Annotated in this window: 24 protein-coding genes and 1 other RNA gene; 14 read left to right on the top strand and 11 right to left on the bottom strand. The window is 66.9% G+C overall.

Features of this window, described 5'->3' with window-relative positions; genetic code table 11:
* Positions 1–3 precede the first annotated feature (3 nt).
* From ftsE to smpB, 4 genes are all read left to right on the top strand, one after another.
* Entirely contained in the window at positions 4–693 is a 690-nt protein-coding gene (gene ftsE / locus DPM12_RS00955) for a cell division ATP-binding protein FtsE (RefSeq protein ID WP_112256322.1), read from the top strand.
* Between the two features lie 61 nt (positions 694–754).
* The gene (gene ftsX, locus DPM12_RS00950) at positions 755–1,654 is read left to right on the top strand and encodes a permease-like cell division protein FtsX (protein ID WP_112256320.1); all 900 of its coding nucleotides are present in this window, start codon (positions 755–757) and stop codon (positions 1,652–1,654) included.
* Positions 1,655–1,810: 156 nt separating this feature from the next.
* Entirely contained in the window at positions 1,811–3,268 is a 1,458-nt protein-coding gene (locus DPM12_RS00945; protein WP_158542648.1) for a M23 family metallopeptidase, read from the top strand.
* 60 nt (positions 3,269–3,328) lie between these two features.
* Complete coding sequence (gene smpB, locus DPM12_RS00940) at positions 3,329–3,799, top strand: SsrA-binding protein SmpB (protein WP_112256316.1); 471 nt, start codon at positions 3,329–3,331, stop codon at positions 3,797–3,799.
* Positions 3,800–3,921: 122 nt separating this feature from the next.
* Here smpB and DPM12_RS00935 read toward each other — a convergent pair whose 3' ends face one another.
* Positions 3,922–5,865 (bottom strand): acyl-CoA dehydrogenase family protein, encoded by a 1,944-nt coding sequence (locus tag DPM12_RS00935; RefSeq protein WP_112256314.1) that lies wholly within the window; start codon positions 5,863–5,865, stop codon positions 3,922–3,924.
* Between the two features lie 260 nt (positions 5,866–6,125).
* Between DPM12_RS00935 and ssrA the strand changes: the two genes are divergently transcribed.
* Positions 6,126–6,497, top strand: a transfer-messenger RNA (tmRNA) gene (ssrA, locus tag DPM12_RS00930).
* Between the two features lie 157 nt (positions 6,498–6,654).
* Here the strand turns inward: ssrA and DPM12_RS00925 are convergent.
* Genes DPM12_RS00925 through DPM12_RS00915 form a run of 3 tightly spaced genes read right to left on the bottom strand, consistent with a single transcriptional unit; the run spans position 6,655 to position 7,780 of the window.
* Entirely contained in the window at positions 6,655–7,116 is a 462-nt protein-coding gene (locus tag DPM12_RS00925; RefSeq protein WP_112256312.1) for an SRPBCC family protein, read from the bottom strand.
* Complete coding sequence (locus DPM12_RS00920) at positions 7,113–7,427, bottom strand: ArsR/SmtB family transcription factor (RefSeq protein WP_112256311.1); 315 nt, start codon at positions 7,425–7,427, stop codon at positions 7,113–7,115. The genes DPM12_RS00925 and DPM12_RS00920 overlap by 4 nt, the downstream gene beginning before the upstream one ends.
* Complete coding sequence (locus tag DPM12_RS00915; protein ID WP_112256309.1) at positions 7,424–7,780, bottom strand: VOC family protein; 357 nt, start codon at positions 7,778–7,780, stop codon at positions 7,424–7,426. The genes DPM12_RS00920 and DPM12_RS00915 overlap by 4 nt, the downstream gene beginning before the upstream one ends.
* Positions 7,781–7,954: 174 nt before the next feature.
* Between DPM12_RS00915 and DPM12_RS23495 the strand changes: the two genes are divergently transcribed.
* From DPM12_RS23495 to DPM12_RS00900, 3 genes are all read left to right on the top strand, one after another.
* A complete protein-coding gene (locus tag DPM12_RS23495; RefSeq protein WP_211658177.1) occupies positions 7,955–8,107 on the top strand; it encodes a TetR family transcriptional regulator in 153 nt (50 codons plus the stop codon).
* A gap of 241 nt (positions 8,108–8,348) precedes the next feature.
* On the top strand, positions 8,349–8,858 hold the full coding sequence (locus DPM12_RS00905; RefSeq protein ID WP_112256664.1) for a GNAT family N-acetyltransferase: 510 nt from the start codon (positions 8,349–8,351) through the stop codon (positions 8,856–8,858).
* A 147-nt stretch (positions 8,859–9,005) separates the two neighbouring features.
* The gene (locus DPM12_RS00900; protein WP_112256307.1) at positions 9,006–9,575 is read left to right on the top strand and encodes a dihydrofolate reductase family protein; all 570 of its coding nucleotides are present in this window, start codon (positions 9,006–9,008) and stop codon (positions 9,573–9,575) included.
* Positions 9,576–9,632: 57 nt separating this feature from the next.
* On the opposite strand, the gene DPM12_RS00895 is transcribed toward DPM12_RS00900, so the two are convergent.
* The 5 genes from DPM12_RS00895 to DPM12_RS00875 are packed head-to-tail and all read right to left on the bottom strand — an operon-like array spanning position 9,633 to position 14,777.
* Positions 9,633–10,421, bottom strand: coding sequence for an ABC transporter ATP-binding protein (locus tag DPM12_RS00895; RefSeq protein ID WP_112256663.1), 789 nt, complete (start codon positions 10,419–10,421; stop codon positions 9,633–9,635).
* The gene (locus DPM12_RS00890) at positions 10,418–11,455 is read right to left on the bottom strand and encodes a FecCD family ABC transporter permease (RefSeq protein ID WP_112256305.1); all 1,038 of its coding nucleotides are present in this window, start codon (positions 11,453–11,455) and stop codon (positions 10,418–10,420) included. Before DPM12_RS00890 ends, DPM12_RS00895 begins: the two co-directional genes overlap by 4 nt.
* The gene (locus DPM12_RS00885) at positions 11,452–12,522 is read right to left on the bottom strand and encodes a FecCD family ABC transporter permease (protein WP_112256303.1); all 1,071 of its coding nucleotides are present in this window, start codon (positions 12,520–12,522) and stop codon (positions 11,452–11,454) included. The genes DPM12_RS00890 and DPM12_RS00885 overlap by 4 nt, the downstream gene beginning before the upstream one ends.
* Positions 12,523–12,580: 58 nt before the next feature.
* Complete coding sequence (locus DPM12_RS00880) at positions 12,581–13,729, bottom strand: iron-siderophore ABC transporter substrate-binding protein (RefSeq protein ID WP_112256301.1); 1,149 nt, start codon at positions 13,727–13,729, stop codon at positions 12,581–12,583.
* A 19-nt stretch (positions 13,730–13,748) separates the two neighbouring features.
* The gene (locus DPM12_RS00875) at positions 13,749–14,777 is read right to left on the bottom strand and encodes an iron-siderophore ABC transporter substrate-binding protein (protein ID WP_211658176.1); all 1,029 of its coding nucleotides are present in this window, start codon (positions 14,775–14,777) and stop codon (positions 13,749–13,751) included.
* A 312-nt stretch (positions 14,778–15,089) separates the two neighbouring features.
* Between DPM12_RS00875 and DPM12_RS23490 the strand changes: the two genes are divergently transcribed.
* Genes DPM12_RS23490 through DPM12_RS00865 form a run of 3 tightly spaced genes read left to right on the top strand, consistent with a single transcriptional unit; the run spans position 15,090 to position 16,499 of the window.
* Entirely contained in the window at positions 15,090–15,371 is a 282-nt protein-coding gene (locus tag DPM12_RS23490; RefSeq protein ID WP_211658174.1) for a YciI family protein, read from the top strand.
* 4 nt (positions 15,372–15,375) lie between these two features.
* A complete protein-coding gene (locus DPM12_RS23485) occupies positions 15,376–15,678 on the top strand; it encodes a sigma factor (RefSeq protein ID WP_211658172.1) in 303 nt (100 codons plus the stop codon).
* Positions 15,654–16,499, top strand: a complete 846-nt coding sequence (locus tag DPM12_RS00865) for an RNA polymerase sigma factor (RefSeq protein WP_211658170.1) — start codon at positions 15,654–15,656, stop codon at positions 16,497–16,499. Before DPM12_RS23485 ends, DPM12_RS00865 begins: the two co-directional genes overlap by 25 nt.
* A 108-nt stretch (positions 16,500–16,607) precedes the next feature.
* Here the strand turns inward: DPM12_RS00865 and DPM12_RS00860 are convergent, their stop codons facing one another.
* Both DPM12_RS00860 and DPM12_RS00850 read right to left on the bottom strand, forming a co-directional pair.
* Positions 16,608–20,375 carry an endonuclease/exonuclease/phosphatase family protein gene (locus DPM12_RS00860; protein ID WP_123788374.1) on the bottom strand — a complete coding sequence of 1,256 codons (3,768 nt, stop codon included), beginning with the start codon at positions 20,373–20,375 and terminating at the stop codon, positions 16,608–16,610.
* A gap of 553 nt (positions 20,376–20,928) precedes the next feature.
* A complete protein-coding gene (locus DPM12_RS00850) occupies positions 20,929–21,483 on the bottom strand; it encodes a methylated-DNA--[protein]-cysteine S-methyltransferase (RefSeq protein WP_112256293.1) in 555 nt (184 codons plus the stop codon).
* Between the two features lie 262 nt (positions 21,484–21,745).
* Here DPM12_RS00850 and DPM12_RS00845 point away from each other — a divergent pair, with 262 nt between their 5' ends.
* The 3 genes from DPM12_RS00845 to DPM12_RS00835 are packed head-to-tail and all read left to right on the top strand — an operon-like array spanning position 21,746 to position 25,276.
* Entirely contained in the window at positions 21,746–22,408 is a 663-nt protein-coding gene (locus DPM12_RS00845) for a biotin transporter BioY (RefSeq protein ID WP_112256291.1), read from the top strand.
* A gap of 9 nt (positions 22,409–22,417) precedes the next feature.
* Complete coding sequence (locus tag DPM12_RS00840; RefSeq protein ID WP_164465275.1) at positions 22,418–24,076, top strand: AMP-binding protein; 1,659 nt, start codon at positions 22,418–22,420, stop codon at positions 24,074–24,076.
* A gap of 21 nt (positions 24,077–24,097) precedes the next feature.
* The gene (locus tag DPM12_RS00835; RefSeq protein WP_112256287.1) at positions 24,098–25,276 is read left to right on the top strand and encodes a thiolase family protein; all 1,179 of its coding nucleotides are present in this window, start codon (positions 24,098–24,100) and stop codon (positions 25,274–25,276) included.
* Positions 25,277–25,278: the final 2 nt, after the last annotated feature.

The following is a 25,278-nucleotide window of genomic DNA, read 5'->3' as shown; positions in this document are numbered from 1 at the left end:
ATCGTGATCCGATTCGACAACGTGACCAAGGTTTACCCCACGCAGTCGGGGCCAGCTCTTGAAAACCTGAGCATGGAAGTCGAGCGCGGGGAGTTCGTGTTCCTCGTCGGGCCGTCGGGCTCGGGTAAGTCAACGTTCCTGCGCTTGGTGCTCAAGGAGGAAAAGCCCACGTCCGGCCGGATTCGAGTGGCAGGAAAGGATCTGCACCGGCTGTCGAACTGGAAGGTTCCGCACCTGCGGCGCCGTGTCGGAACGGTCTTCCAGGACTTCCGCTTGCTGCCCAATAAGACGGTCTTCGAGAACGTCGCGTTCGCGTTGCAGGTCATCGGCAAGCCACGCCGCCAGATCAACCGGGACGTACCGGCGGTGCTCGAACTCGTCGGACTCGACGGCAAGCATGATCGGATGCCGGATCAGCTGTCCGGAGGTGAACAGCAGCGGGTCGGCGTGGCGCGTGCCTTCGTGAATCGGCCGCTGATCATGCTGGCGGACGAGCCGACCGGAAACCTCGATCCGGCGACGAGCGTTGGCATCATGAAGCTGCTCGACCGGATCAACCGCACCGGTACCACCGTCGTGATGGCGACGCACGATCAATCGATCGTCGATCAGATGCGCAAGCGGGTGATCCAGCTCGAGAGCGGTCGCCTTGTTCGTGACCAGTCGCGAGGGGTCTATGGCTACACCCGATAGCGCTGCCCTCTCGCGTTCCCGTCCAGCTCCGTTGATCCCCTGACCTGTTCGGAAGAGAGTCATGCGCTTCCAGTACGTCTTCTCCGAGATCGCCACCGGCCTGCGCCGGAACCTGACGATGACCGTCGCCGTGGTGATCACTGTTTCGATCTCCATCGCATTGCTCGGCACCGGTTTGCTGATCCAGGCACAGTCCGACGCGACCAAGGGCTACTGGTATGACAAGGTCGAGATCTCGGTCTTCATGTGCAACGACTACGACATCGGGGGAAACTGCTCGGGAGCGGTGTCGGAGTCGGAGCGGGAGGAGATCCGGAATACACTCGAAGATCATCCCGAGGTGGCCGACGTCTTCCACGAGTCGCAGGACGAGGCGTACGAGCGGTTTACCGAGCCGCTCGACGATCCCGTGGCCGACGTCATCACGCCGGATCAGCTTCAAGAGTCGTTCCGCGTCGCACTGGTCGACCCGGACGAGTACGACGGCGTGGTGTCGGCTGTGAGCGGCCTGCCGGGGGTGCAGAATGTTCACGATCAACGGGAGGTTCTGGGACCGCTGTTCCGGCTTCTCGATTGGTTCCAGGTCGGCGCGATCGCCATTGCAGCCATTCAAGTGGTGGCTGCCACTTTGTTGATCGCCAATACGATCCGTCTGGCGGCCTACAGCCGCAGGCGGGAGACGGGAATCATGCGCCTGGTCGGCGCCTCGAATTTCTATATCCAATTGCCGTTCATTTTGGAGGCCGCCATTGCCGGTCTCATCGGTTCGGTCTTCGGTTGTGTCGCGGTCTTCGCACTTCAAGAGGTCGCCGTGAACCAGCTGCTCGCGCCGAACTTCACCTTTACGGCCTGGGTCGATCGTGGTGACGTGTGGATGATGGTGCCATGGTTGCTGCTGACCGGAGTGTTGATCTCGGCACTGGCCTCGTTCATTACGTTGCGACGGTACTTGCGTGTCTGAGTTGGCCGCAGTGCGCGGCGAAGATCGAATATATCGCCCGTATCATCTCTTAGTGGGAGGCGGCGTCACGGGCAAATGCCTCGTTGCTCTTCCGTCCGGATGTGAATGATGTTACGGTCATTTACGTCTGGTACGGAGGAGTCAGGTGTGAATGGTGTGACTAACGGGGCCTCTTGGTACCACAGGGGTATCGTCGCGTTGCTGTCGCTTGGTTTGGCCGCAACGCTGACACAGTCTGCGTGGGCTGACGATCTCCAGGATCGGATCGAGGACAACGAAGAGCGGCTCGAAGAGACCGAGGAAGACCTCGCTGAGCTGGAGGAAGACCTTGCGCATTCCACTGAACGGCTGAACGAGGCGACCGAAGCCTATGAGAATGCGGTCAGCAAGCTCCCGGCTGCTGAGGAAGAGCTGCAGAGCGCCGAAGCACGGCTCGCTGATGCCGACGATCGGCTCGCGAAAGCGGAAGAGGACGTTGCGGCTGCGCGTGCAGCCGACGAGCAAGCGGCCGAGGAGCTTCGAGAGGCTGAGCAAGCGGTCGAAGATCAGCTAGCCCGTATCGACGACGTTAACGAGCGTATCGACGGTAAACGTGCCTCGATCAGCCGCGTGGCCACGCAGGCCTATCAGCGGGGAACGGGTGGTGAGCTGACCACGCTCTCGGCCGCGCTGCGTGCCGAGGATCTGCACGAGCTGGTCACCAACGTCGAGTCGGCCCGGTCCGTGGTCAATGCCGAAACCGTGATCTTGGATGACCTGCGTGACGACCGGGCTGACCTGGCGAACGAGCGCGTCACCCTCGAAGAGTTGCAGAGCGAGGCCGAGGTCCTGCGTGAGCGGGCGGCTGAGCGTCTGGAGGAGACCGAGCGCGCCGAGGCGCGCGCACGTGAGGCCAAGGCCGATGCGGAAGAGGCCGCGAACGCCGCGGCCGAAGCCAAGGCAGAGGTCGAGTCGCTGATCGATGCCAGGGAAGACGCGAAGGCCGCCGCGGAGGAAGCCAAGGAAGAGAATGCCCGCCAGTACGCCGAGCTCGAATCCGAGCGCGACGACATCCAAAATGACATCGACCGCCTCGAACGCGAGCATGCCGAACGCGAACGCGAGCGGGAGAGGGAGCGGGAACGCGAGCGTGAGCGCGAGCAGGACGACTCCAGTGACGACGGCGGTTCCGGCGGCGACGGCGGTGGCGGCGATGGTGACAATGGTGGCGGTGGCAATGACGGCCAACGATCGTCAGGTTTGACCTATCCCGTCTCCAACCCGTACATCACGTCCCCGTTTGGTATGCGCACGCATCCCGTGACGGGTGTGCGGAAGTTGCACGACGGTACCGACTTCCGGGCACGTTGCGGGACGCCGATCCGTGCCGCGGCGGACGGACGGGTCGAATGGGCTTACCATCGCGGTGCTTACGGAAACCAGATCGCCGTCGACCACGGAGGCAAGGTCACCACGTACAGCCATCTGTCGCGTTTTGCGGTGAGTCCGGGCGTTCACGTGTCGCAGGGCCAGGTGGTCGGCTATTCCGGCACCACGGGCATGTCGACGGCGTGTCACCTGCACTTCATGCTCTACGTCAATGGAGAGCTGCAGAATCCGATGAGCTACCTGTGAATGTCTCGCCAGCGAAAATTCCATTCGTCATGGGGCGCTCGGTAATGAGATCCTGACATCATGGCACGGGAACGCGGGAGCACACTGGTTGCCCAGAACCGCAAAGCGCGGCACGACTATCACATCGATGCCAGGTATGAGGCTGGGCTTGTTCTGACCGGCACGGAGGTGAAATCGCTTCGTGCCGGCAAGGCAAACCTTGGCGATGGTTATGCCGAGGTGAGCGACGGCGAGGTGTGGCTGCGCAACGTCCACATTCCGGAGTACAACCACGGAACCTGGACCAATCACTCGCCCCGTCGTTCCCGCAAGCTCCTGTTGCATCGCGACGAGATCAAGCGGCTGATCGGCAAGACCAGGGAGCGAGGCGTCACTCTGGTGCCGTTGTCGCTGTATTTCAAGGATGGCAACGCCAAGGTGGAGATCGCGCTCGCTCGCGGGAAGAAGCAGCATGACAAGCGCCGTGCGATCGTCGAGCGGGAGGCGAAGCGCGAAGCCGAGCGAGCAATGGCGCGGGCCCGCAAGGGGTAAATGCGGTCATGGCGCTGGCGGCGGTTATGACCGCCGCCAGGGGAGGCGGCAGTGGTCCAGGGTGAGGCGGCTGCGTCGCCCCTCACCCTGAACGTCGTGTTCGGGAGCTGCCCGTGGCGTGTCTATTCCCGTGTCGAAGGAAGCATCCGCCGGGCGACGTTCTCCTTGGGTGTGGGGGCCGGTTCGGTGATCCACGGCCCGGTTCCCTCGCTGATGTCGAGCAGATCTGCCTCGAACCACGTGTATCGTCCGTCGAGGACAGCCCGGGCGGTGGCTTCGTCCTGCTTGTCGGTGTTGTTCCAGAGCGCGTCGAACAGCCGCTCGGTACGTAGTCGAGCCTGACGCGCGAACATGTCGGCGAGTTCGTGGGCATTCGAGGCTTCGTCGGCGCTGCCGGTCGAATGCAACATGTGAGCCCGCACGCACGTCGCGGCGATGGCGAAGAGCTCCGCGCCGATGTCGACGACGCGTGCGAGGAACCCCTGCTTCTTCTCCAGCTTGCCTTGCCAGCGAGCCATGCCGTAGAAGGTCTGGCGCGCGAGCCGTCGCGATGCCCGCTCGACGTACCGCAGGTGTGGTGCCAGGCTTCCGAACTCTCGGTACGCGTTCGGTTGGTTGCCGGCGCCGGTGACTAGCTGGGGGAGCCACTTGGCATAGAGCCCGGTAGCTCGTGCTGCCGCCCTTGCCTTATCGGTGAGATCGACATCGGGGTCGATGATGTCTCCGGCCGCTTGCAAGTGGGCATCGACGGCCTCGCGGGCGATCAGCAGGTGCATGATCTCCGTCGAGCCTTCGAAGATGCGGTTGATGCGCAAGTCGCGCAGGATCTGCTCAGCGGGAACCGCGCGTTCACCGCGGGCCTGGAGCGAATCGGCGGTCTCGTAGCCGCGGCCGCCACGGATCTGGACGAGGTCGTCGGCCACCTGCCAGGCGGTCTCGCTGCACCACAGCTTTGCCAGGGCAGCTTCGATACGGATGTCGTGCCGTCCCTGATCGGCGAGATGGGAGGAGAGTTCGAGGACGGACTCCTGGGCAAACGCGGTCGCCGCGATGGAGGAGATCTTGTGGGCGATGGCTGCGTGCCGGCCGATCGGCTTGCCCCACTGGACCCGCTCGCCCGACCACTCGCGAGCGATCTTCAAGCACCACTTGGTGGCGGCCGCGCAGGTTGCCGGGATTGCCAGCCTGCCGGTGTTGAGCGTGGTCAACGCGATCTTCAGACCGTCGCCCTCGCGGCCGAGCCGGTTCTCGGCGGGAACCCGGACGCGATCGAAGCGGGTCACGCCGTTCTCGATGCCGCGCAGGCCCATGAACGCGTTGCGGTTCTCGACGACGATGCCTGGCGAATCGGCTTCGACGACGAACGCGGTCACGCCACCTCGCCCGCCATCGTGTTCGGGAACCCTGGCCATGACGACGAGGAGCTCGGCGACGACGCCGTTGGTAGTCCACAACTTCACGCCGTCGAGTTCATACGCCGCTCCGCCGTCCACGGGTGTGGCGGTTGCCCGCAGGCGGGCCGGGTCCGAGCCGACGTCGGGTTCGGTCAGCAGGAACGCACTGATGGCACCTCGTGCGCAGCGTGCGAGGTAGGCGTGTTTCTGCTCCTCCGTGCCGAACAGGCGGACCGGCTCGGGGACGCCGATCGACTGATGAGCGGAGAGCAGCGCTCCCAAGGACGGGTTGACGCTGCTTACCATCGCCAGCGCCCGGTTGTAGGCAACCTGCTTCAGGCCCAGGCCGCCGTACTCCTCCGGGATCTTCATACCGAAGGCGCCGACGCGCGCGAGTGCCTTAATGTACTCGTCGGGGATGTAGGACTCCCGCTCGATGACGGTGCCGTCCAGCTCGGTGGTGCACACGGCGCGCAGCCGCTCGAGGAATTCGTCGGTCTGCTCCGAGGCTTCGGCGTCGAGTGTGGGGTGTGGGTGGATCAGGTCGAGACGGAAGCGGCCGAGATACAGCTCCTTCGCGAACGAGGGCTGGCGCCATTCGGTCTCCCGGGCGGCTTCGGCCACCTCGCGTGCTTCACGCTCGCCGACGTGCGTGGCGTCCTGGGTCGTCATGATCCGCCTCCTCGTCGTGGTGACCTACGACCCATTGTTACTCGTGAGTAGCATCAAGGGAAGGGTCTCTGGCACATCCGAAGCCTCGATCGATATCGATATGTCTCGTCCCCGTGCGTCGCGGTTGCGAATCGACTGGCCATGATTTCTCCACGACGAGCCCTGGGCAGGAATTAGAGTCGCGGCCACCGTGTTGAATCAGGTAACCTGAGGATGCCCGGAGACGGCGTGGAGCCGCTTCCGGGATTGATAACTCAACAGGGGGTGAACGGTTTCGACTTCGCACGATGACCCAGGGGAAGCGGGCCGAGGATGTCGCGTCATCTCGTTAACGCTCGCGGCAACGTTAATAAGTGCCAACGAAACGCGCACTGACTTCGCCCTCGCCGCCTGAGGCGGGGAGCTAGAAGTCTGTCGACCCGGGTAAGCTTCCGGCCCGGTGCTCGGCATCATCGAGGAGGCTCACCGATCGGCACTGCCGTGGGGCCGGTCGGGACATTGACACGGCTGGGCTCGTCACGGTGACTTGCCTGCGTGATCACCGGAGCCGAGTAGAGACATAGCAGGCTGCGCCCGGAGAAGCCCTGGGGAAGCGTCGAAGGACCCGGGTTCGATTCCCGGCACCTCCACAGTTGATGAAGCGGCTGGCCAGAGCGAATCTGGCCAGCCGCTTCGTTGTTGAACGCCTACTTCACGCCCACATTGTTCGCCGCCACAGCCGTCCTCGAGGCCGTCGAGGGGTCACGTTCTCGGCGTGTGCGGTGAGGCCGCGAGCCTCGATGTGGCGCGTCACGTGAGCGACTCGTCGATGACCGTCGAGATCCGTTGTCCGACGCCCTTCCATCCGCCTTTGGTGCGCCCGCTCATGATGCGGCGCGAGAGCGCCTGGTACGGGTCGTCGGGGTCGAACCCGTCGTGGACGACGAACAGGCGCGTGCCGGTTCCCTCGGGTTCAAGGACGAAGGTCACGACGGAATCGAGGGAGCTGGCGTCGTCGGGTGCGGTTCGCCAGGCGATCTGGAGCATCTTCTCCGGCACGAAGTCGAGCACCTCGGAGTGGCCGACACCGCCGAAGCCGACCGCGGGAATCGGGCGGGTGTGGAACGTGAACCTGTGCCCAATCTCCAGCTTGAAGTCGTTGGGCATCAGCCAGCGCGCCATCAGCTCCGAGTCGGTCAGCGCCTGCCACACCTTGGCCGGCGGGTGGGAGAGGAACTCGTCGACGCGGATCGTTCGGGGGTCGTCGGTCACATGTCCTCCAGGACGTCACGCAGGGCTTTGACACGCTCGCGCCAGAACCGCTCGTACGGGTGCAGCCAGTCCTGCAGGTCAACCAGAGGCCGTGCCTCGAGTTGGTAGCGGCGCTCACGGCCGACCCTGTGCTCGCTGACCAGCTCAGCATCGCGCAACACCTTGAGGTGCTCGGAGACACTGGGTCGGCGCATGTCGAAGTGCGAAGCAAGGTCGTTCACGGTTCGTGGGCCGTCGAGCAGCAGGCGCAGCAATTCTCGCCGCACCGGGCTGGCCAGGGCGGCGAAAACGTCGTCGGTCAGGGTGCTCATATGGCAGATAGTACAAACGCGTTGCCGTCCGGGTCGGAGAACGTCGCCTGGCGCCCCCACGGCTGCTCGACGGGCCCGTCGAGCTCCACTCCGGCCTGGCGCAGCCGCTTGCAGTCCGTGTCGATGTCGCTCGTCACCAGCAGTACGCCCCGCTGGCTGCCCGGGGTCATGTCGGGATGTAATCCGAGGACGACGCTGGTAGTGGCGCCCTTGGGGGCTACCTCGAGCCAGCGCATGGGCTCCATCGTGTTGTCCGCGACGAGGTCGAAGCCGAGCGTCTCGACGTAGAAGTCCTTAGCCTGGTCTTGGTCGGAGACAGGGACGGTCAGGGTTCGAATCTGTGTGATAGCCATGCTGATGATATTATGTAGGTAACTTCCTACTCGTCAAGGGTAGGAAATTACCTACTCGCCCATCCTGCGCAACGCATTCTCGTGTGCGGTGGTTACGTGTTACCTGACCGGTTCGATGCCCTCGGAGCGACCCCTCGTTAGGGCACCTACCTTCCGGTAGGTAAGCTCCCAACCGTGCGGCAGCGAGAGCAAGGTGAAGGTGGCAGCGCACCGACTCGTGAGCGGGCGATGGCCGTCGCCGAGGCGCACCTGCTACGCCGGGGGTACCGCGCGGTTTCGCTGCAGGAGGTGGCCCGCGAGGTAGGAGTCACCAAACCATCGCTGTAACTACCACTTCCCGGCGGGCAAGGAGGAGCTGGTCGTCGCGGTGCTGCACCGTTCGTTGGAGCAGGCTCGCGTCGGCCTGAGTGGCGCTCTGGCAAGCGCGGAGAGCGGAGCGGACAGGCTGCGGGCAGCCGCGCGGTGGATTTTCGCCGAGCCCAATCGCTGCTTCCCTGGCGAGCACTGGACGGTTCGATGCACTCGAAAATCGTTTGCGGATGGTCCGGTGGCCGGACACCGTGAGTGTGTGCTGATTCGACGGGAAACGCCAGCCGACATCGAAACGATCCGCGACGCGCACGCGTCCGCTTTTGCTGCCTCGGGAGCCGTGCCAGCCGAGGCGGGCCTGGTGGATGCACTGCGTGCCGATGATGCGTGGCTGCCGGAGCTTTCTCTCGTCGCCGTCGAGGGAGCGGCCGTGATCGGGCACGTCGTGTGCAGCAGGGCGCACGTGGACGCGGTTCCGGTGCTGGCATTGGGGCCGATGGGCGTACTGAGTGAACGGCAGCGGGCTGGGGTCGGCAGCGCTCTGATGCATACCGTGCTGGGCGCGGCCGATGCCTTGGCCGAGCCGCTCGTGGCGCTGCTCGGCCATACCGCCTATTACCCCCGTTTCGGTTTCCGTCCGAGCGCGGAGTACGGCATTGCGCCGCCGGACCCGCAATGGGGATCTCACTTCCAGGTGCGCACCCTCACCGCTTACGAGCCGACGATGCGTGGTCAGTTCGCGTACGCCGCACCGTTCGACGAGCTGTAGCTCGGGGTCAGCGGTAGTGATCGGCACCTGCGAGCCGGCAGGCGATATCATCACAGGACCCTTCGCGCTGGATTGACCACGAGCCGAACCACCGGCTACATCGTCGTCGGCCCGGCCACGCCGACCACAGCATGAGAGGAAATACCCATGCGCACGTTCAAGCTTCAGGTCCAGACGACCGTCGACGGCTACATGGCCGGACCGAATGGAGAGATGGACTGGATGACCTTCCCGTGGACCGGCGACCTCGACGCCTATATCGATGCGCTCTGCGAATCGGTGGACTGCATCGTGTTGGGCCGCAAGCTCGCCGAGGGATTCATTCCGGTCTGGGCGGATCGGACGCCGGACGACGGCGAACCCCAGGAAACCATCGACTGGATGAATAACACCCCCAAGGTAGTGATCTCCAACACGCTTACCGAATCCCCCTGGGAGAACGCTTCCGTCGCCGGCGGCGATCTCACCGATATCGTCAAGCGGCTCAAGGCCCGGCCGGGCGGAGATCTGATTGCTTACGGGGGCGGGACGCTGGTATCGGAGCTGATCGCCAAGGATCTGCTCGACGAACTCCACCTGTTCGTCAACCCGGCGGCGATCGGCTCCGGAATGCCCGTGTTTCCCGACGCCGGCGCCTACCACCGGCTCCGGCTCGTGGCCGCGCAATCGTTTGACTGCGGCATTGCTGCGTTGCACTACGAACCGAATCGCGCCTGACCCCTTCCCATGATCATGTGCGATTTACCCCGTCACAGGGGGTGCAAGTGTTCATGATCATGGGAGCGGGGTGCGTTTGCGGACGACGAGGGGAGCGTCGCTCTCCGGATCGGTGATGATCCGGCAGTCGATTCCGAAGGTAGCGCGGACCACATCGCTGGTCATGATCTCGTCGGGCGGTCCCTGAGCGAGGATCTGCCCGTCCTTCATGCACACGAGGTGTGTGGCGTAGCGGACGGCCTGGTTGAGATCGTGAAGCACGGCGACGACGCTTCGCCCGGCCGCATGCAGTTTCTCGCACAGATCCAGGACCTCGTACTGGTGGGCGATGTCGAGAAATGTCGTCGGCTCGTCGAGCAGCAGCAGTTCCGTCTGCTGGGCGAGAACCATCGCGAGCCACGCACGCTGGCGCTGCCCTCCGGAAAGTTCGGTGAGTTGCCGTCCGGCGAGGTCGGAGATGCCGGTGAGATGGAGCGCGTCGCGCACTGCTTCGGCGTCCGCGTCCGTCCATTGGCGTAGCAGGCTCTGATGCGGATAGCGGCCCCGTCCGACGAGGTCACGTACGCTGATCGCTTCTGGCGCGATCGGGCTCTGGGGCAACATGGCCACCCGCCGGGCCACCGCCTTGCTGCGATACGAGCTGATCGGGCGCCCGTCCAGAAGCACCTCGCCGGATACTGGCCGAAGCGTCCGCGCGAGTGCCTTGAGCAGGGTGGATTTGCCGCACGCGTTCGGCCCGACGATGACGGTGAACTGCGCCTCTGGGACGTCGAAGTTCAGCTCTGCTACGACCGGCTGCGCGTCGTAGGCCAGCGTGACGTTGCGCGCGCCGAGCATCGGCGTCATGCGGACACCTTCTTCCATTCCCTCATGAGCAGGTAGCCGAGATATACGCCGCCGACGGCCGCCGTGACGATGCCGACGGGCAGCTGCGAGCCGAGCGGTGCATGCTGGACGAGCATGTCCGCGAACGAGAGGACCAGGGCACCTGTCATCGCGGCGACGACGATGTTTGGCCCGCTGGCGCGGGTGAGCCTGCGCCCGATCTGCGGGGCGGTCAGGGCGACGAAGGCGACCGGCCCGACGACGGTGACGGCAGCTGTCGCGGCGCAGATCGCGATGATTACCGACCAGACGCGGGTCTGGTGAGCGCGGGCACCGAGCGCGTCGGCGAGCTCGTCGCCCATCTCGATGAGCTGCAAGCGCCGGGTGAACGCCAGGGCCAGCGGCAGCAGCACGAGCAGTGCGACGGTCATCAGCAGCGCGTCGTCCCAGGAACGCGATGCCGTGCTGCCGTTGAGGTAGGCGGCGATCACCGTGGCCTGTTCGCGCTGCGTGCTGGTGATGATCCACTGAACGAAGGCCAGCGACATCGCGTTGACCCCGATACCGACGATGATCATCCGGCCGGGCGACGAGAACCCCTGGCCGGTACCCACGTAGACGAGCGCCATGGCCACGACCGCACCGACGAGCGCGCCGGCCGGCAACGGCAGGATCCCGGTCCACATCAGGCCGAAAGCGGCCGCACCCGCACTGGCACCGGCAGCCAGGCCGATGACGTCGGGACTGCCCAGCGGATTCCGGGTGACAGTCTGGAACAGTGCACCGGAGATGCCGAACCCGGCACCCGCCGTGAGGGTGACGGCGAGCCGTGGCCCGCGCAGCCGGCTCAGGACGAACTCTTCTTGCGGCCCGAGCTGCCCGCTGACAGCGGCCGCCAGCCGGTCGGGCGCTACGCCGAGCTCGCCGAGCGCCAGGGTGAGGGCCGCGGTGACGAGGACCGCGACGGCCAGCCCGCCGGCGACGGCGACGCTGCGGCGCCGCACGGGCAGCTGGATGCCGGGACCGGAGAGCGGTGTGCGAATCTCTGCCGTCATGCGCTTCCCTTGAGCCGGCGCACGGTCAGCATGAGCATGGGCGCTCCGATGAATGCGATGACGACGCCGACCATGAGCTCGCCGGGACGCGCGACGACCCGGCCGATGACGTCCGCGCCGAGGAGCAGTACCGGTCCGAGCGCGGCACAGTACGGAACCAGCCAGCGGTGATCGGTGCCGACGAACGGGCGCACGATGTGGGGCACGGCGAGACCGACGAACGCGATGGGGCCACATGCCGCCGTGGCCGCGGCACTGAGCATCGTCGCACCGGCAGCGCCCCCGATCCGGATCACCGTGGTGGGTGCACCGAGCGCGTGCGCGGTCTCGTCGCCGAGTGCCAGCGCGTTCAGCCCGGGCAGCAGGATGACGGTGAGAAGCAAACCGGCTACGGCCACTGGAAGGACGGCGGCGATGACGTCGAATCCCCGTCCCGAGAGCGAACCGATCACCCAGAACCGGTAGGTGTCGAACGTGCTCGGGTTGGTCAGCGCAACGGCTTCGATGTAGGCGACCAGCACGGCGTTGACCACGGCTCCGGCCAGTACCAGCCGCAAGGGCGACGCCCCGCCACGCCCGGAGCCCACGACGTAGACGACAGCTACCGCGGCGAACGCACCGGGAATCGCCACCCACACGGGCGCCGCGCCGAGCCCGAAGAACGCCATGCCGGTCACGATCGCGGCGGACGCTCCCGCGTTGACGCCGAGCAGACCCGGATCACCCAGGGGATTGCGGGTGATGCCCTGGATCAGAACGCCGGCGACCGCAAGGCTGGCACCGGCCACGACTCCGAGAACGGTCCGCGGAATCCGGGTCTCCACCACCACGCTGGCGTAGCTGTCGTCGGGCTGGACGACGCCCGTCCAGACCTCCGTGATAGACAGCTCCTTGGTGCCGATCGCGAGACTCACCATGATCATTACTGCGAACAGCGCGACGGCAGCGGCGAGACCGAGGGCAAGCCCCGGGAGCCGTCGTCGGCCCGCGCGCACGGGCGTGACCGGTCCGCGCCCGTTCCTGCCGGAGGCGGGCGCCGGGGCTGGCCGGGTCTCGGTCGTGGTCATGTGATCGTGAGTGATGGTCGGGTTCCGGATGCTCGATTCTGGGATGGCCGTTTCTGGATCACTCCAGGTGCTGGATCGCGTCGCTGATGTCCTCGGCGTACTCGTCGACGGCCCACGGGACGCTCAGGGGCGTCATCAGCGTCGCCGCCATGATGAGCGCGTGATCGTGGTTCACCACATACGATCCGCGCTGCACTGCAGGAATCTGTGCATACAGCGGCTGCGCTTCGATCTCGGCCTGGTTCTCCTCGTCGTTGAACCAGGTGATCACCACATCGACGTCGTCGAGCATGTCCGCACGTTCGAGGCCCAGATCCGTCGTGAACTGTCCCTCGCTCAGTTCGAGTGACGAGAGCTCGGGATCTTCTTCCAATCCGAGCCGCGCGACGAACTCGACGCGGGGATCTTGCCGCTGGTAGACGTGCAGCGATCCCCGCTCGACGGCGTAGATGTAGGCGAACGTGACGCCTTCAAATTCCGGGTGTTCGGCGGCCGTGTCGGCGATCCGGCTGGTCACCTGGTCAATCAGCGCGTCGGCCGCGTCGCTCTTGCCGAGAGCCTTGCCGACCAGCTCGATCTGGGTGTCCCATGGCGTGGCCCAGGCACGTTCCGGGTAGGCGACGGTGGGTGCGAGATCGCTGAGGACGTCGTAGTCGTCCTGGGTGATGCCGGATTGCGGGGCAAGGATCAGGTCGGGTTCGAGGGCGACCACCGCGTCGATGTCGAGTTCTGGTTGCGCGCTGAAGGTGGTCGGCAGGTCGGCTCCGGACGCTTCGACCGCCTCCCGAAGCCACGGCCGATAGCCGTCGTCGTCCCCGGCGAATGTGGCCTCTTCGATTCCCACCGGCACGACGTCGAGGGCGACGGCGATGTCGTCGGCGCCCCAGCCGATGGTGACCACGCGTTCGGGCTCGCTCTCGATGACCGCCGTTCCGAGGGCTGATTCGATGGTCACCGGAAACGCGTCGGCTGCGGCGGATCCGTCGGAAGAGCCGGCTGGTTCGGCCGGGTCACCGGCTGATTCGCTGCTGGCAACGTCGCTGTCGTTGGCGGCGCATGCACTGGAGATGAGCCCGGCCACGGCGACGAGGAGTGCGCCTGCATATCGCCGGGCGCGGTGGCGTGGCGTCGGATGATGGTCGATGGTGCTGCACACACCGGGTCCCTTCGTCGTGGTTTCGCCTCGAACATCGTTGGTCGAGATCATCGGGTCGACTCCGCATCGATCACAGTTGTGCGACGGCCTCGGCGAGCTGGTCCGCGTAGTCGTCGATCACCCAGGGCACCGTGAGGGGCGTGAGGAGGCTGGTCGCGGTGACGAATGGGCGGTCGTAGTTCACGACATACGAGCCCCGCTCGACGGCCGGTATCTGGGCGTAAAGCGGCTGCGCTTCGATCTCGGCCTGCTGTTCGGCGTCGCTGAACCAGTTGATGACGACGTCGGTGTCGTCGAGCATGTCCGCGTTCTCCAGGCCGATTTCCGACGATGCGGTTCCTTCCGAGATCGGCAGGTCCTCGATGAACGGCGCGGGAGTGAGCCCCAGCTTGCTCACGAACGTGGCACGCGGCTCGTACGGCTGCATCACACCCAGCGCACCGGGTTCGCTGGCGTAGATGTAGGCGAATGTCACGCCGTCGAACTCGGGATGCTCGGCCGCGACCTCGGCGAACTGTGCGTCGATCTCGTCGATCAGGGCGGCGGCCTCGTCGCTCTGGCCCAATGCCTCACCGACCAGCTCGATCGTGGTGTCCCAGGGAGTGCCCCACGCTTCCTCTGGATAGGCGACGGTCGGAGCGAGATCGTTGAGAAGGTCGAAGTCGTCCTGCGTGATGCCGGACTGCGGGGCGAGGATCACGTCGGGATCGAGTTCGACGATCGCGTCCATGTCGATCTCGGGCTGCGCGGTGAACGTGGCGGGAAGTTCGCCTCCGGCGGCGTCAATAGCCTCCCGGAACCACGGGTTGTAGCCCTGCTCGTCCCCTGACCACGTGTCTTCCTCGATGCCGACGGGCGTATGGCCGAGCGCCACGACGATGTCGGCGGTGCCGCGGCCGATCGTGACGATTCGCTCCGGCTCGGTCTCGATGTCGGCAGTGCCGAGTGCGGACTCGATGGAGACCGGGTATGCGGATTCCGGCTCCCCGGCTGCCGTGGAGCCGGTGTGATCGTCCTGATCATCGGATGAGCATCCCGCGAGCCCGAACAGGGCCAGCAGGATCAATGTAGCGGCAGAACGTGCCCAGGCAGCGGACACAGCGATCCCTCCATTGTTGGCGGCTTCGGAGCGGACGTCGACGTGGCCATACCCGGCGCACGACTTAGCCGAACCTTAGTATGGCATGCCTAACCTAAATGTTCGCTATGGTATACGTCACGGATGCCATACGTCAGTACTCGTTTCCGCGAGCGTGTCCTATTCGCGGGTTCGCCGATCGTCTTATTGGTAAGGGCAGGTTGCTAAAGCGCGGTGACCAGCTCGAACGCCAATATCCCAGCGGATCGTTCACGAGAAAGGAGTAGCGCGGGCTACCGAGGCCCGCAAGAGCCCTGGGACGCGTTCTGGGGCATGCGATACGCGACGGTCGCAGAACCGGACGGCAACGGTGTCGACCGGTGGTTTGCCGACCACGTCGACACGATCCAGGCAGGAAGCAAGCAGCAACCCGGGCACACCGCGACGACTGTGCGCCTGGAGGGTGCCGAGCCGGTCGTCACCGACGGCCCGTTCGTGGAAGGCAAGGAGATCGTCAGCGGTTACGTCGAGGTCGCCGATCTAGATGAGGCACTCCGGATGGCCACGTCCTGGCCGGGATGCCCCGTCGTCGAGATCCGGCCACTGGCGTCGTGAGATCGTGGCCGAAACGTCGCACGCCGAGCTGGCCCGCGTGGTGCGCGAGCACGCGGGCCGGTTGGCCGCGTCCCTGGTCCATCTCATCGGCGACTTTGCCACGGCGGAGGACCTGGTCCAAGACGCCGTGCTGGCCGCGCTGGAACGCTGGCCAGTTGACGGCGTGCCGGAGCGGCCGGACGCGTGGCTATTCACGGTCGCCCGCCGCCGTGGCCTGGACATGCCGCGCCGCGAGAGCAACTACCGTGCGAAGCTGGCGCAGCTGCCCTGCCGGCCGAGCGCATGCCCGACGAACGGCTGCGGCTGATCTTCACGTGTTGCCATCCCGCGTTGCCGCGCGCATCCCAGATCGCGCTCACGCTGCGCGTGGTGTGCGGGCTGACGACGGCACAGATCGCCCGTGCCTTCCTGGTGCCGGACACCACCGTCGCCCGCCGAATCACGCGGGCCAAACGCAAGATCAGTGACGCGGGCATCCCGTACCGGGTACCCGCCGACGACGAGCTGGCGGCCCGCCTAACCGAGGTTCTCGCCGTCATCTATCTGCTGTTCAACGAGGGGTACCTGGCGACGGCCGAGCAGGCTCAGTCCCGTGACCTGGCCGACGACGCGGAATGGCTGGCCGTGCTGCTGCACCGGCTGGTGCCCTCCGAGCCGGAGCCTACCGGCTTGCTCGCCCTGATCCGCTTGCACCGTGCCCGGGCGACGGCCCGGTTCGACGCCGGCGGTGAGCTGGTGCTGCTCCAGGATCAGGATCGATCTCTCTGGGACCGGGAGATGATCGACGACGCGACGCGGCTGCTGACGCGGACAGCCCGGAAGCATCAACCAGGGCCGTACCAGCTGCAGGCCGCCATCGTGGCGTGCCACGCGGAAGCGGATTGCTGGGAGGACACCGACTGGCCCCAGATCGTGCTGCTGTATGACATGCTGCTGCACCTCGCGCCGTCGCCGGTCACCCGCCTGCACCGCGCGATCGCGCTCCGCTACACCGTTGACGCGGAGACCGCCATGTCCGAACTCGACAACCTCGCCGATGTGCTGGAGCGCTACCACCTTTACCACGCCACTCGGGCCGACCTGCTGCGCGACCTCGGCGATGTCGAGCGGGCGCGGGTAGCCGATTAGCGCGCCCTCGAGTGATTAGCGCTCACTTCTTGGGTCTATGGAACGTCCAGGAGGCTCTTACAGGCTCTGGACGTTCCGTAAACCCAAGAAGTGGGGATCGCGCCTCCGCTAGAGATCGCTGCACTGGCCCCGTGCCGGGCCGAGAACGTCATTCGCCACGTCGCGGTTGACCGGCGCCGGGTCGTTGTCCTCGCAGGTGAGTCCCCCGATGATGCGGTTCCCGGCGAGCACGCTCGGTCCTGTCGTGCCGGTGAGGGACACCGGTCCGATCAGCGCGTTGCTCCCGCAATCCCGCTCCGGGTCACCCAGCGTCACGGCGGAGCTGCCGGCGAGCTTCGTCGGCCCGATCACGCGGGTGTCGCAGAAGAGGATGTCGTCGGCGTCGCTGGCGTCGACCGAGCCGGTGATCCGGGAGTCGTGTGCGACGAACGACGCGCCCGGCTCGATGTTGACCGGCCCGAACACCGTTGCTCCTTCGAGGCAGGTGACGCCCTCGGATGCGTGGAGCGGGCCGGCGTGCCTGCCGCTCACCGTTTCCGTGCATTCGGGCTCGCCCACGGCCTCGAAGCCGAAGCGCGCGTACAGGGGATCGTGATCGGACGCGCCCCGCCCCGCTTCGAAGTCGGGTGTCTCGGCCGGGTAATCGGCGTTGATGTGAATGAAGCGGGCGATGACCAGCTCGTCGAGCGTCGTGTCGTCGACGAAGATGTGGTCGAGGATCTGCGAGACCCCCTGGAAGATGAAGCTGTACGTGTTCTCCGGTGCCTCGTCGATGATGACGTCGTGCAGGTTGGTGAACCCGCGCTCGTACATCGCGGAGAGCTGGTCGGTCGGTTCCCGCTCCGGATCGGTCTGGAAGGCCGGGAACGGGTCGTCGGGTCTCGGGAAGACGTTGAAATCACCCGTGACCAGGACCTGCCCGCCGGCGTCGCGTATCGCCTCGCCGACGGCGGCGTTGAGCCGGGCTTGTTCGGTGCGCTGCTCCACCCGCCTGTCCGGCCCGGACGACATGTGGTTCGAGGTGACGTAGCGCTCGACGTACTCGCCGGTGCCGACGCCGTCCGGGTAGATCCGGAACTTGGCGACCTGGACGGGCCGGGTGAACGCGTATCCGGACTGCGGGAACCGGCCGCCGTCCTCCAGCTCGGCGTCGTCGGCCAGAACGGCGTTGACCGCCTTCGGGTTGGCCGGCTCCTTCACCCACGGCGCGACGTCGGTACGCTCGTCGTCCCCGGGGTAGGGAAGGTCCACGGCGTCGCCGTCGCCCAGCACCGGATCGTCGAGCACGTCATCAACCGAGGCGAGCTCGACGCGATCGGTGCGGTGGAGGAAACCCTGGGTGATCCCGCGCACGTCACGGCCATTGACCGCGTCGCCGGATGCCTCGTAGCGGATGTCGCCCTCGGATTGCCGGAAGATCTCGAGCGCGAGCTCTTCCACGGTGTCGGGTGCGCCGGAGCCGCGGTCGGTGCTCTCCATCGTCTCGCCGTCCTCCGGTGCGGACAGGTCGCAATCCAGGAAGGACTCGGCCGGCGTGTCCTCGTCGTACACGGGGACGCAGACGTCCTGCTTCTCCGCCTCCTGGATGGTGATGATGTCCGGCGCGTCGAGTGCGAGCAGGATCTGCTCGGCGATCGCGGTGCGCTGCGCGTCGTACGACTCCTGATCGCGAGGCGCGTAGGTGAACGGCGGCGAGACGGTCGACCCGCCGGGCTCGTCCGCCTCGCAGGTGCTCGTCGGCTGCTGCCCGTCCGGAACGATGTCCGGATCGAGGTCACAGCCACTGAATGGGTCCGACCGGTAGTCGTAGAGGTTCTCGACGTTGTACACCATCACCGAGTACTCGTTGGCGGGCTCGAACCCGTCGACGACGTCGAGACTGGAAGCCGACGGGTCGGGACCGCGCTCCAGCTCCGGCTGCGCATCGACCATGATCTGGTACTTGTCGAAGCTGAAGTACAGCCCACCCTGTGTGGCCTCGGCGAACGTGTCCCCGCTGCGCGCCGGGGTGATCGTGGCCGTGGCGTCGTCCTGCGCGGCCTTGATGCCGAACGAGCCGAGGACCATGCGGTACGCGTGCTGATCTCCCGGTCCTTCCTCCAGGTCGAACGGGCCGTTGTGCGCGAGCGGGTGGTAGTCACGGAATACGCGGCGATGTGCCGGGTCGTCGCGCTGCGCGACCGGATGATCGCCCCGGATCGCCCAGAACTCGCTGGTGGACGGGGCGAAGGAGTCGTTGCCGCTGACCGCCAGGCTGTCCTCCGGGACCTCGACCTGCATCCCGGCCAGCCGCTCCCAGTACACCGACGCCTCCTGGACGTCGTCGGGCGGATCGGCCTCGGTGACCTCGATGTGGGAATCGAGATCGGCGCCCGACTCCTCCGGCGTGGCGACGTCGACGACGAACGGGCTCTGCAGCACGGTCTGCTGGAAGTCCTCGACGATCGGGCCGCGCAGCGTGACGATGTCGCCGGGTTCGGCGTAGTACTGCTCGCCGATCGGTGGGGTGGACGCGAAGTCCGGGCGCACGGTGGGGAACGTGCTCGTGGACACCCACAGGCCGTCCGATGTCTGATCGTCGCCGTCGGAAAAGGCGGGATCGCCGGCCTCGAATCCGTCGATCTCCGCCGGGTCCGCGTCCAGACTCTGGATGAAGAAGCCTTGGAAGTCGTAGTCGCCGTCGTCGTTCTCCTCCATGGTGCGCTGCGTGACCACACCCCGGACGGCGATCGGATCGCCGGGCTGGAACACCGGGCTGCCCAGCGCGTACGGCGAGACGTATTCGCGGCCGTTAGCGTCTCCGGGGACGGCGCCGCGCAGCTCGCCGATGTCGAGTACGGGGACGACACGGACGTCGACGTCGCAGGTGGCCGTGTCCCCGGAAGCGTCGGTGACCTCGATGGTGACGGTGTACTCGCCGTCGGTGTCGGTGGGATCGAGGCCGGGAACGTCGTCGCCGAAACGGATCTCGGCCTCGTTACCGTCGACGCCCGCCACGGAGACCTCGCCGGACTCCGGTTCGGGGCTCACGCCGGTGACCGCGAAATCGAGTGCACCGGTGCCGCCGGTAGCCGTCGCCGTGACGGCCTTGCCGTTCACGTACTCGCCGTCCTCGGCGGCGAACCCCTCGGTGATTGTGAACGGCGCCTCGCACTGCACGGACACGTCGGACGGCGGCGGCTCGTCGCCGTCGAAACCGGAGTTGCGCGGGGCGTTCTCCACGTTCTCGAAGTCGTCCGCGTTGTCGCCGGTCACCTGGGTCTCGTCGGCGCGGTCTCCCACCCGGACGACATCGAATGGCACGGACGTGGGGAACGAGCTCGCCCAGCCACCACCTTCGGCGCACTGCGAGTCCGCGTCGGTGGTGCCGACGCCGCTGACCATCTCGCCGCCGGCATCGACGATGCGAGCGCCGCTGGCGCCGCTGTCGGCGAACCCGGTCCCGTACGTCAGATCGGGCTCCGTTCCGGCGCTGTACTGGTCTTGCGAGTGGTTGGCGAACAGGAAGTATCCGCCCGGAGCCACCGGATCCGTGTCCTGGGGAACGTTGACACGGGTGCTGGCGTTGCCGCTGCTGGAGGCGCAACCTTGCAGCGACCAGCCGGAGATGTCGACCGGGTCTGCACCCAGGTTGCGAACCTCGACGTATTCGTCGAACGCTCCCTGTGGCCCGCGGGTACGAAGTGCCGTGATCACGACGTCCTCGTGCGAGCTGGTCATGTCGGCGTCCGATCGGGCTCCTGCGGGCGCCGATGGTGAGCCGGCTGCCTGCGGGGTCATTCCGGCGCTTGCCGGAATGACGGACGTCGAAAGCAGCCCGGCGACGGCGGCAGCGGCGACCAATCCACCGCGAAATCCTGCACGAGAGCGGTTCATTGTCCCCCTATCGGTGGTATACGGGCGAAATATCCCGGTCGCTGTCAGCCTTTCGGACAGTGCAACGGCAGTCAAGATGTGCCGGTATGAACGGCTAGTTTCGGTTGTGTGCACGTTCGCCGAACGAGCTGGCCCCTCGGTGATTGGCCCGCCCGTACTGCGGCCGCTTCCGCCACGGCACGGTGATTCCACAGCCCGTGCACGGCGATTCCACGTTCCGTGCACGCTGGATCCACGTCGGCTGGGCGCGGAAAGCGCTTTCTAGCGTGGAGTCAGCGTGCATAGTGCGGCAGGGGCGATCGCTGGTCGGAGCTGCCGACACGACCACCGCCCACGAAGCCGACGATCGATGAAAGCCCACGCCCTACGGCGCCTACGGTCGTCGGAACCCACGGTTGCCCGAGCATGCGCCCACGGGGCCCACGCCCGACGGTGCTTGCGCCCGGCAGAGGCCATGACCGGCGAAGCCCACTTCTTGGTTCTGTGGAACGTCCAGGAGGGATTCGAAAGCTCTGGACGTTCCGCAGAGCCAAGAAGAAGGCTTTTGCCACGGTCAGACGAGCGTGGGCGGCAGCACACCTTCGAGCGCGAGGAGCCACCGCTTGATCTCCAGCCCATTGCGGCCCGTGCCACCGCTGTAGCCTCCGAGACCGTCGTGCGCCACCACGCGATGGCAGGGAACGAGGATCGGAAGCGGGTTGGACCCCATGACGGCACCGACACCGCGTGCGGGAACGACGTGCCCGCTGCGGGCAGCGAGCTCGCCATATGTGACGGACGTGCCGTACGGCACCGTCTCGTAAAGCGTGGTCAGGACGGCGTGCTGGATCCCGGAGGTGTAGCGCCAATCCACCGCCAGGTCGAAGTGGCGCCTGCTGCCGTGCAAGTACTCGGTGAACTGAGTGATCACGTGGGCGAGCTCGGAGTCGTGTGCGGCGACGGTTGGCTCGTCATGCGCGCCGGGGGCATCCGGACTACCCCAGCTCACGCTGGCGACACCCGTGCCCGTGACCGCGATGCTCAACTGGCCGACCGGCGTGTCGAGGCACGTGACCGCGACGTCTGCATCATGAACGGCTTGAGTGTCGTCGCTGTCATGCGTGGCCATGGGGCTGCCTCGTCCGCATCGTCGGGAACATACGTGCCATTCTCCTCTTCGAGACCGACAGCCGGGATGTTTGTGGAGGGTCTCCAAGAGCCTGGTCAGTGTCTGGTGTGTATCACGGATGCCACGCGAGCACCTGGTCGGCCAGGGTTGGAGGAGCCGTCCGGGTGGTGACCCCGATAGTTCCGGATGGCGACGACGATGTCGCCGGGCTCCTCACCTCGCGTGCCGCGGCGGTATCCCACGATCGACATGGAGGACGCCGATGACTGAACCAGATCCGTCCGCACCGCGACCGCCCAAGCGCCGGTTACCGGCCGCCGACCTGGCCAGAATCGCGGCGTTCGCGGCGCTGCTCGCCGTGCTCGGGCTGCCCGGTTCGTTCGCGCTGTTCGGCAACGCCGTTCCGATCACCTTGCAGACGCTCGGCGTGCTTCTCGCGGGGGCGATTCTGGGCACGTGGCGAGGTGCACTTACGATCATGCTGCTCCTTGCACTCGTTGCGGCCGGGCTTCCATTGCTTGCTGGCGGTCGTGGTGGCCTCGGCGTCTTCGCCGGCCCGTCCGTGGGTTACTTGTTCGCGTGGGTGCTGGCCGCGGCCGCCGTCGGGTGGCTCGTCGAGCGCGGCGGTTACCGGCCACGCATGCCGTGGGTGCTGGCTGCCTGCCTGATCGGTTCGACGCTCATCCTCGTGGTCGGCGTTCCCGTGCAGGCACTGATCACCGGCGTGCCGTTGGGAACGACGGCGGCGTTATCTCTGGCATTCGTACCCGGCGATGCTCTCAAGTCGGTCGTCGCGGCTGCCGTCGTCGTCGGTGTCCAGCGTGGTTATCCCGATGCTGCACCGGCAGTACGGCGCGCACGCCGCCGGCGAGACGAGCTGGGGCATGACGCCGCCCATGGCGACGATCGCACCAACCAGCGGTAGATTGCGGTCGTGCCAGTAGCCAGGGAAGTGATGGCGCACGCGCTGGGGAAACCCGACGAGATCGCGGTGCGTTCGCCGGAGCGGCAGCTCAGCTATGCCGCGCTCGCAGACGACATCGAGGCCGGCGCGGTGGCGCTGCGCCGGCACGACGCGTTGCGTGGACAGGACGCCGTGCGTGGGCGTGACGTGCGCGGTGACCAGATCGTCGCCGTGGACCTTGCCGAGCCAGCCGACACGCTGGCCGCCATACTCGCCTGCGACCTGGCCGGCGTGATCCCCCTGGTGTGCGACGCCGCGTGGGAAACGCCGCGCAAGGCGGAGATCCTCGACGTTATCCGCCCCGCACTGCACCTCTCCACGTGGCCGCCGCCCGGAGCGCCCCGGCCTGGCGTGCCCGGGGGTGGCGGAGCCCGAGCCTCGTGGAGGCGATCCGGCGCCGACGAGTGGGGTGCGGCCGCACCTCATGATCTGGCGTGGGCGGGTTTCAGCTCGGGCAGCACCGGCCGGCCCCGGGCAATCGTGCGGACGCGCGCGTCGTGGACGGAGTCGTATCCGGCGGCCGTAGCGTTGAGCGGTATGGATGAGACGGACTCGGTGCTCGTCCCCGGGCCGCTTGCGTCGTCGTTGTTCTGTTTCGCGGCGCTGCACGGCCTCGCCACCGGTGCGCGGGTGATCGCCACCGGAGCATGGTCCGCACGCACGGCACGAGATGTCGTGTGGGACGCGGATATCATGCACGGCGTTCCACACATGATCGACGTCATGGTGACAGAGCTCGAACGGGCCAGTGGCGGGGGACAGCAGGACAGCGATGCCGCGAGTGGAGAGGGTGTCGTGGCCGGGCGGGCTGCGACGGCTGGGCAAGCTGCACCGGCTGGGACGGCCGGGCGGGCTCGCCGGCCGCGGATGGCGATGGTGAGCGGCGCCGCCACGCCGGAGGGCCTGCGTGAGCGGGCGGCGCGGGTAGGCGTCGACGTTGTCGCCTATTACGGCGCGGTGGAGCTGTCGTTCGTCGCGGTCGATCCCGATGGTGCGGGGATGCGTCCGTTTCACGGTGTGGAGATCGACGTACGGCCTGTTGACCAGGATTCAGGGCTCGGTGAGGTGTGGGTGCGTTCGCCGTGGGTTGCCGAGGGCTACCTTGCCGGAGCATCGGGCCCGTTCCGGACCGACGACGCGGGCTGGGCCACCGTGGGCGACCTCGCCGATCTCGCCCCAACGCCAGCCCCGATGATCATGAACACTAAGCGACTACATAGGTCGATTAGTGTTCATGATCATCGGGACGTGGAGCGGGATATCGGAGTGGGGGAGCTGCGGTTGCGTGGGCGTGGCGACGGTGCGGTACTGACCGGAGGCGCCACCGTGATCCCCGAGGACGTCGAGACCGTCCTTCGCGCGGTTCCCGGGATCTCCGACGTCGCCGTGGTCGGAATGCCGCACGGCACCCTCGGTGCTGTCGTGACTGCCGTGATCGAGCCCGCCAGCGAGAGCATCCCCCGTGCCCGCCTGGAGGAAGCCGCACGTGAGGGGCTCGCGTGGGCGCAGCGGCCGCGGCGCTGGTTCGAAGTCGACCGGATGCCACGCACGTCCACCGGCAAACCCGCCCGCGCTGCCATCAGTGCCGGTCTGGCCAGCGGTGATCGTGCTGTGCGGCCGCTGCGGTGAGTAGGCAGTGGTGAGTGGCCGATGATCTTCGCACGGACCACCGCGCGGACCCCCGTCGTCGTGGCTGCCCGGCGGACCCCGATCGGCACCGCCGGTCGCGCGCTCGCCGATCTCACTGTCGTCGAGCTGGGTGCTCGCGTCCTCGCCGCGGTCGCCACCGATGTACGCCGAGCCGGCGCCAGCGCGGATATCGGCGACGTCGTACTGGGAAACTGCATGGGTCCGGGCGGCAACGTCGCCCGCGTCAGTGCGCTGGAGGCGGGCCTCGGAGACGCGGTGCCCGGTGTCACCATCGACCGGCAGTGCGCCAGCGGGCTGGCGGCGTTCGTGCAGGCCGCGCAGGGCATCCGCGGCGGGGATGCCGATCTGGTGCTCGCTGGCGGGGCGGAGAGCGCCTCGACTGCGCCGGTACGCGCCCAACCCGGGAGCTCACCGGGCGTACCTGCCACGCCTTACCAGCGGGCCCCGTTCACCCCGGCCGAGTTCGGTGATCCTGACATGGGTATGGCCGCCGAGCACCTCGCGTCGGTCGCGGGCGTCTCGCGGGAGCGCCAGGACGCGTACGCGGCAGCCAGCCATGCGAAGGCGCTGGTGGCGCGGGAGGCGGGGTACTTCGACGCCGAGCTGGTCGCGGTGGGGCAGCTGAATTGCGACGAGCACCCGCGCCGGCTGCGTGAATCGGTGCTGGCCAGGATGCCCGCCGCGTTCGTGCCCGGCGGGACGGTGACGGCGGGAAACTCCTGTCCCGTCAGTGATGGCGCCGCCGTCGTCGGAGTGGTGCCCGAAGCGGCGCGGGACGGCGCGCCCGGCCTGCGTCTCGTGGCCAGCGCCGTAACCGGATGTGACCCGCGGCTGCCAGGATGGGGCCCGGTGCCGGCGGTGCAGCAGGTCTGTGATGTCGCTGGCGTGAAGATCGACGACGTGGCGGCCATCGAGATCGTCGAGGCGTTCGCCGGCCAGGTGCTGGCCGTGACGGATGCACTCGGGCTGGATCCGCTGGCCGATGACGCCGGACGGGTCTGTCCCGATGGCGGTGCGCTGGCCCTGGGGCACGCCTGGGGCGCGACGAGTGCGGTCAGCGTCGTCCGGTTGTTCACCCGGTTGGTCCGGGGTGGAGCCGCAGCGGGCACGCTCGGGCTGGCGACCGCGGCCGCTGGTGGCGGTTTGGGCGTCGCCGCGTTGTTCGAGGTGTTGCGCTGACC

This window comes from Phytoactinopolyspora halophila, from assembly GCF_003287285.1.
GTDB lineage: Bacteria > Actinomycetota > Actinomycetes > Jiangellales > Jiangellaceae > Phytoactinopolyspora_A > Phytoactinopolyspora_A halophila.
This window is presented reverse-complemented; position numbering and strand designations above follow the sequence as displayed.

Excerpts from the sequence above, each read along its gene's own strand:
- ftsX (WP_112256320.1), top strand. The coding sequence starts at position 755 with ATGCGCTTCCAGTACGTCTTCTCCGAGATCGCCACCGGCCTGCGCCGG.
- DPM12_RS23490 (WP_211658174.1), top strand. The coding sequence starts at position 15,090 with ATGCGATACGCGACGGTCGCAGAACCGGACGGCAACGGTGTCGACCGG.
- DPM12_RS00845 (WP_112256291.1), top strand. The coding sequence starts at position 21,746 with ATGACTGAACCAGATCCGTCCGCACCGCGACCGCCCAAGCGCCGGTTA.
- DPM12_RS00880 (WP_112256301.1), bottom strand. The coding sequence starts at position 13,729 with ATGATCTCGACCAACGATGTTCGAGGCGAAACCACGACGAAGGGACCC.
- DPM12_RS00885 (WP_112256303.1), bottom strand. The coding sequence starts at position 12,522 with ATGACCACGACCGAGACCCGGCCAGCCCCGGCGCCCGCCTCCGGCAGG.
- smpB (WP_112256316.1), top strand. The coding sequence starts at position 3,329 with ATGGCACGGGAACGCGGGAGCACACTGGTTGCCCAGAACCGCAAAGCG.
- DPM12_RS00890 (WP_112256305.1), bottom strand. The coding sequence starts at position 11,455 with ATGACGGCAGAGATTCGCACACCGCTCTCCGGTCCCGGCATCCAGCTG.
- DPM12_RS00860 (WP_123788374.1), bottom strand. The coding sequence starts at position 20,375 with ATGAACCGCTCTCGTGCAGGATTTCGCGGTGGATTGGTCGCCGCTGCC.
- DPM12_RS00915 (WP_112256309.1), bottom strand. The coding sequence starts at position 7,780 with ATGGCTATCACACAGATTCGAACCCTGACCGTCCCTGTCTCCGACCAA.
- DPM12_RS00900 (WP_112256307.1), top strand. The coding sequence starts at position 9,006 with ATGCGCACGTTCAAGCTTCAGGTCCAGACGACCGTCGACGGCTACATG.
- DPM12_RS00920 (WP_112256311.1), bottom strand. The coding sequence starts at position 7,427 with ATGAGCACCCTGACCGACGACGTTTTCGCCGCCCTGGCCAGCCCGGTG.
- DPM12_RS00835 (WP_112256287.1), top strand. The coding sequence starts at position 24,098 with ATGATCTTCGCACGGACCACCGCGCGGACCCCCGTCGTCGTGGCTGCC.
- DPM12_RS00935 (WP_112256314.1), bottom strand. The coding sequence starts at position 5,865 with ATGACGACCCAGGACGCCACGCACGTCGGCGAGCGTGAAGCACGCGAG.
- DPM12_RS00865 (WP_211658170.1), top strand. The coding sequence starts at position 15,654 with ATGCCCGACGAACGGCTGCGGCTGATCTTCACGTGTTGCCATCCCGCG.
- DPM12_RS00895 (WP_112256663.1), bottom strand. The coding sequence starts at position 10,421 with ATGACGCCGATGCTCGGCGCGCGCAACGTCACGCTGGCCTACGACGCG.
- DPM12_RS00850 (WP_112256293.1), bottom strand. The coding sequence starts at position 21,483 with ATGGCCACGCATGACAGCGACGACACTCAAGCCGTTCATGATGCAGAC.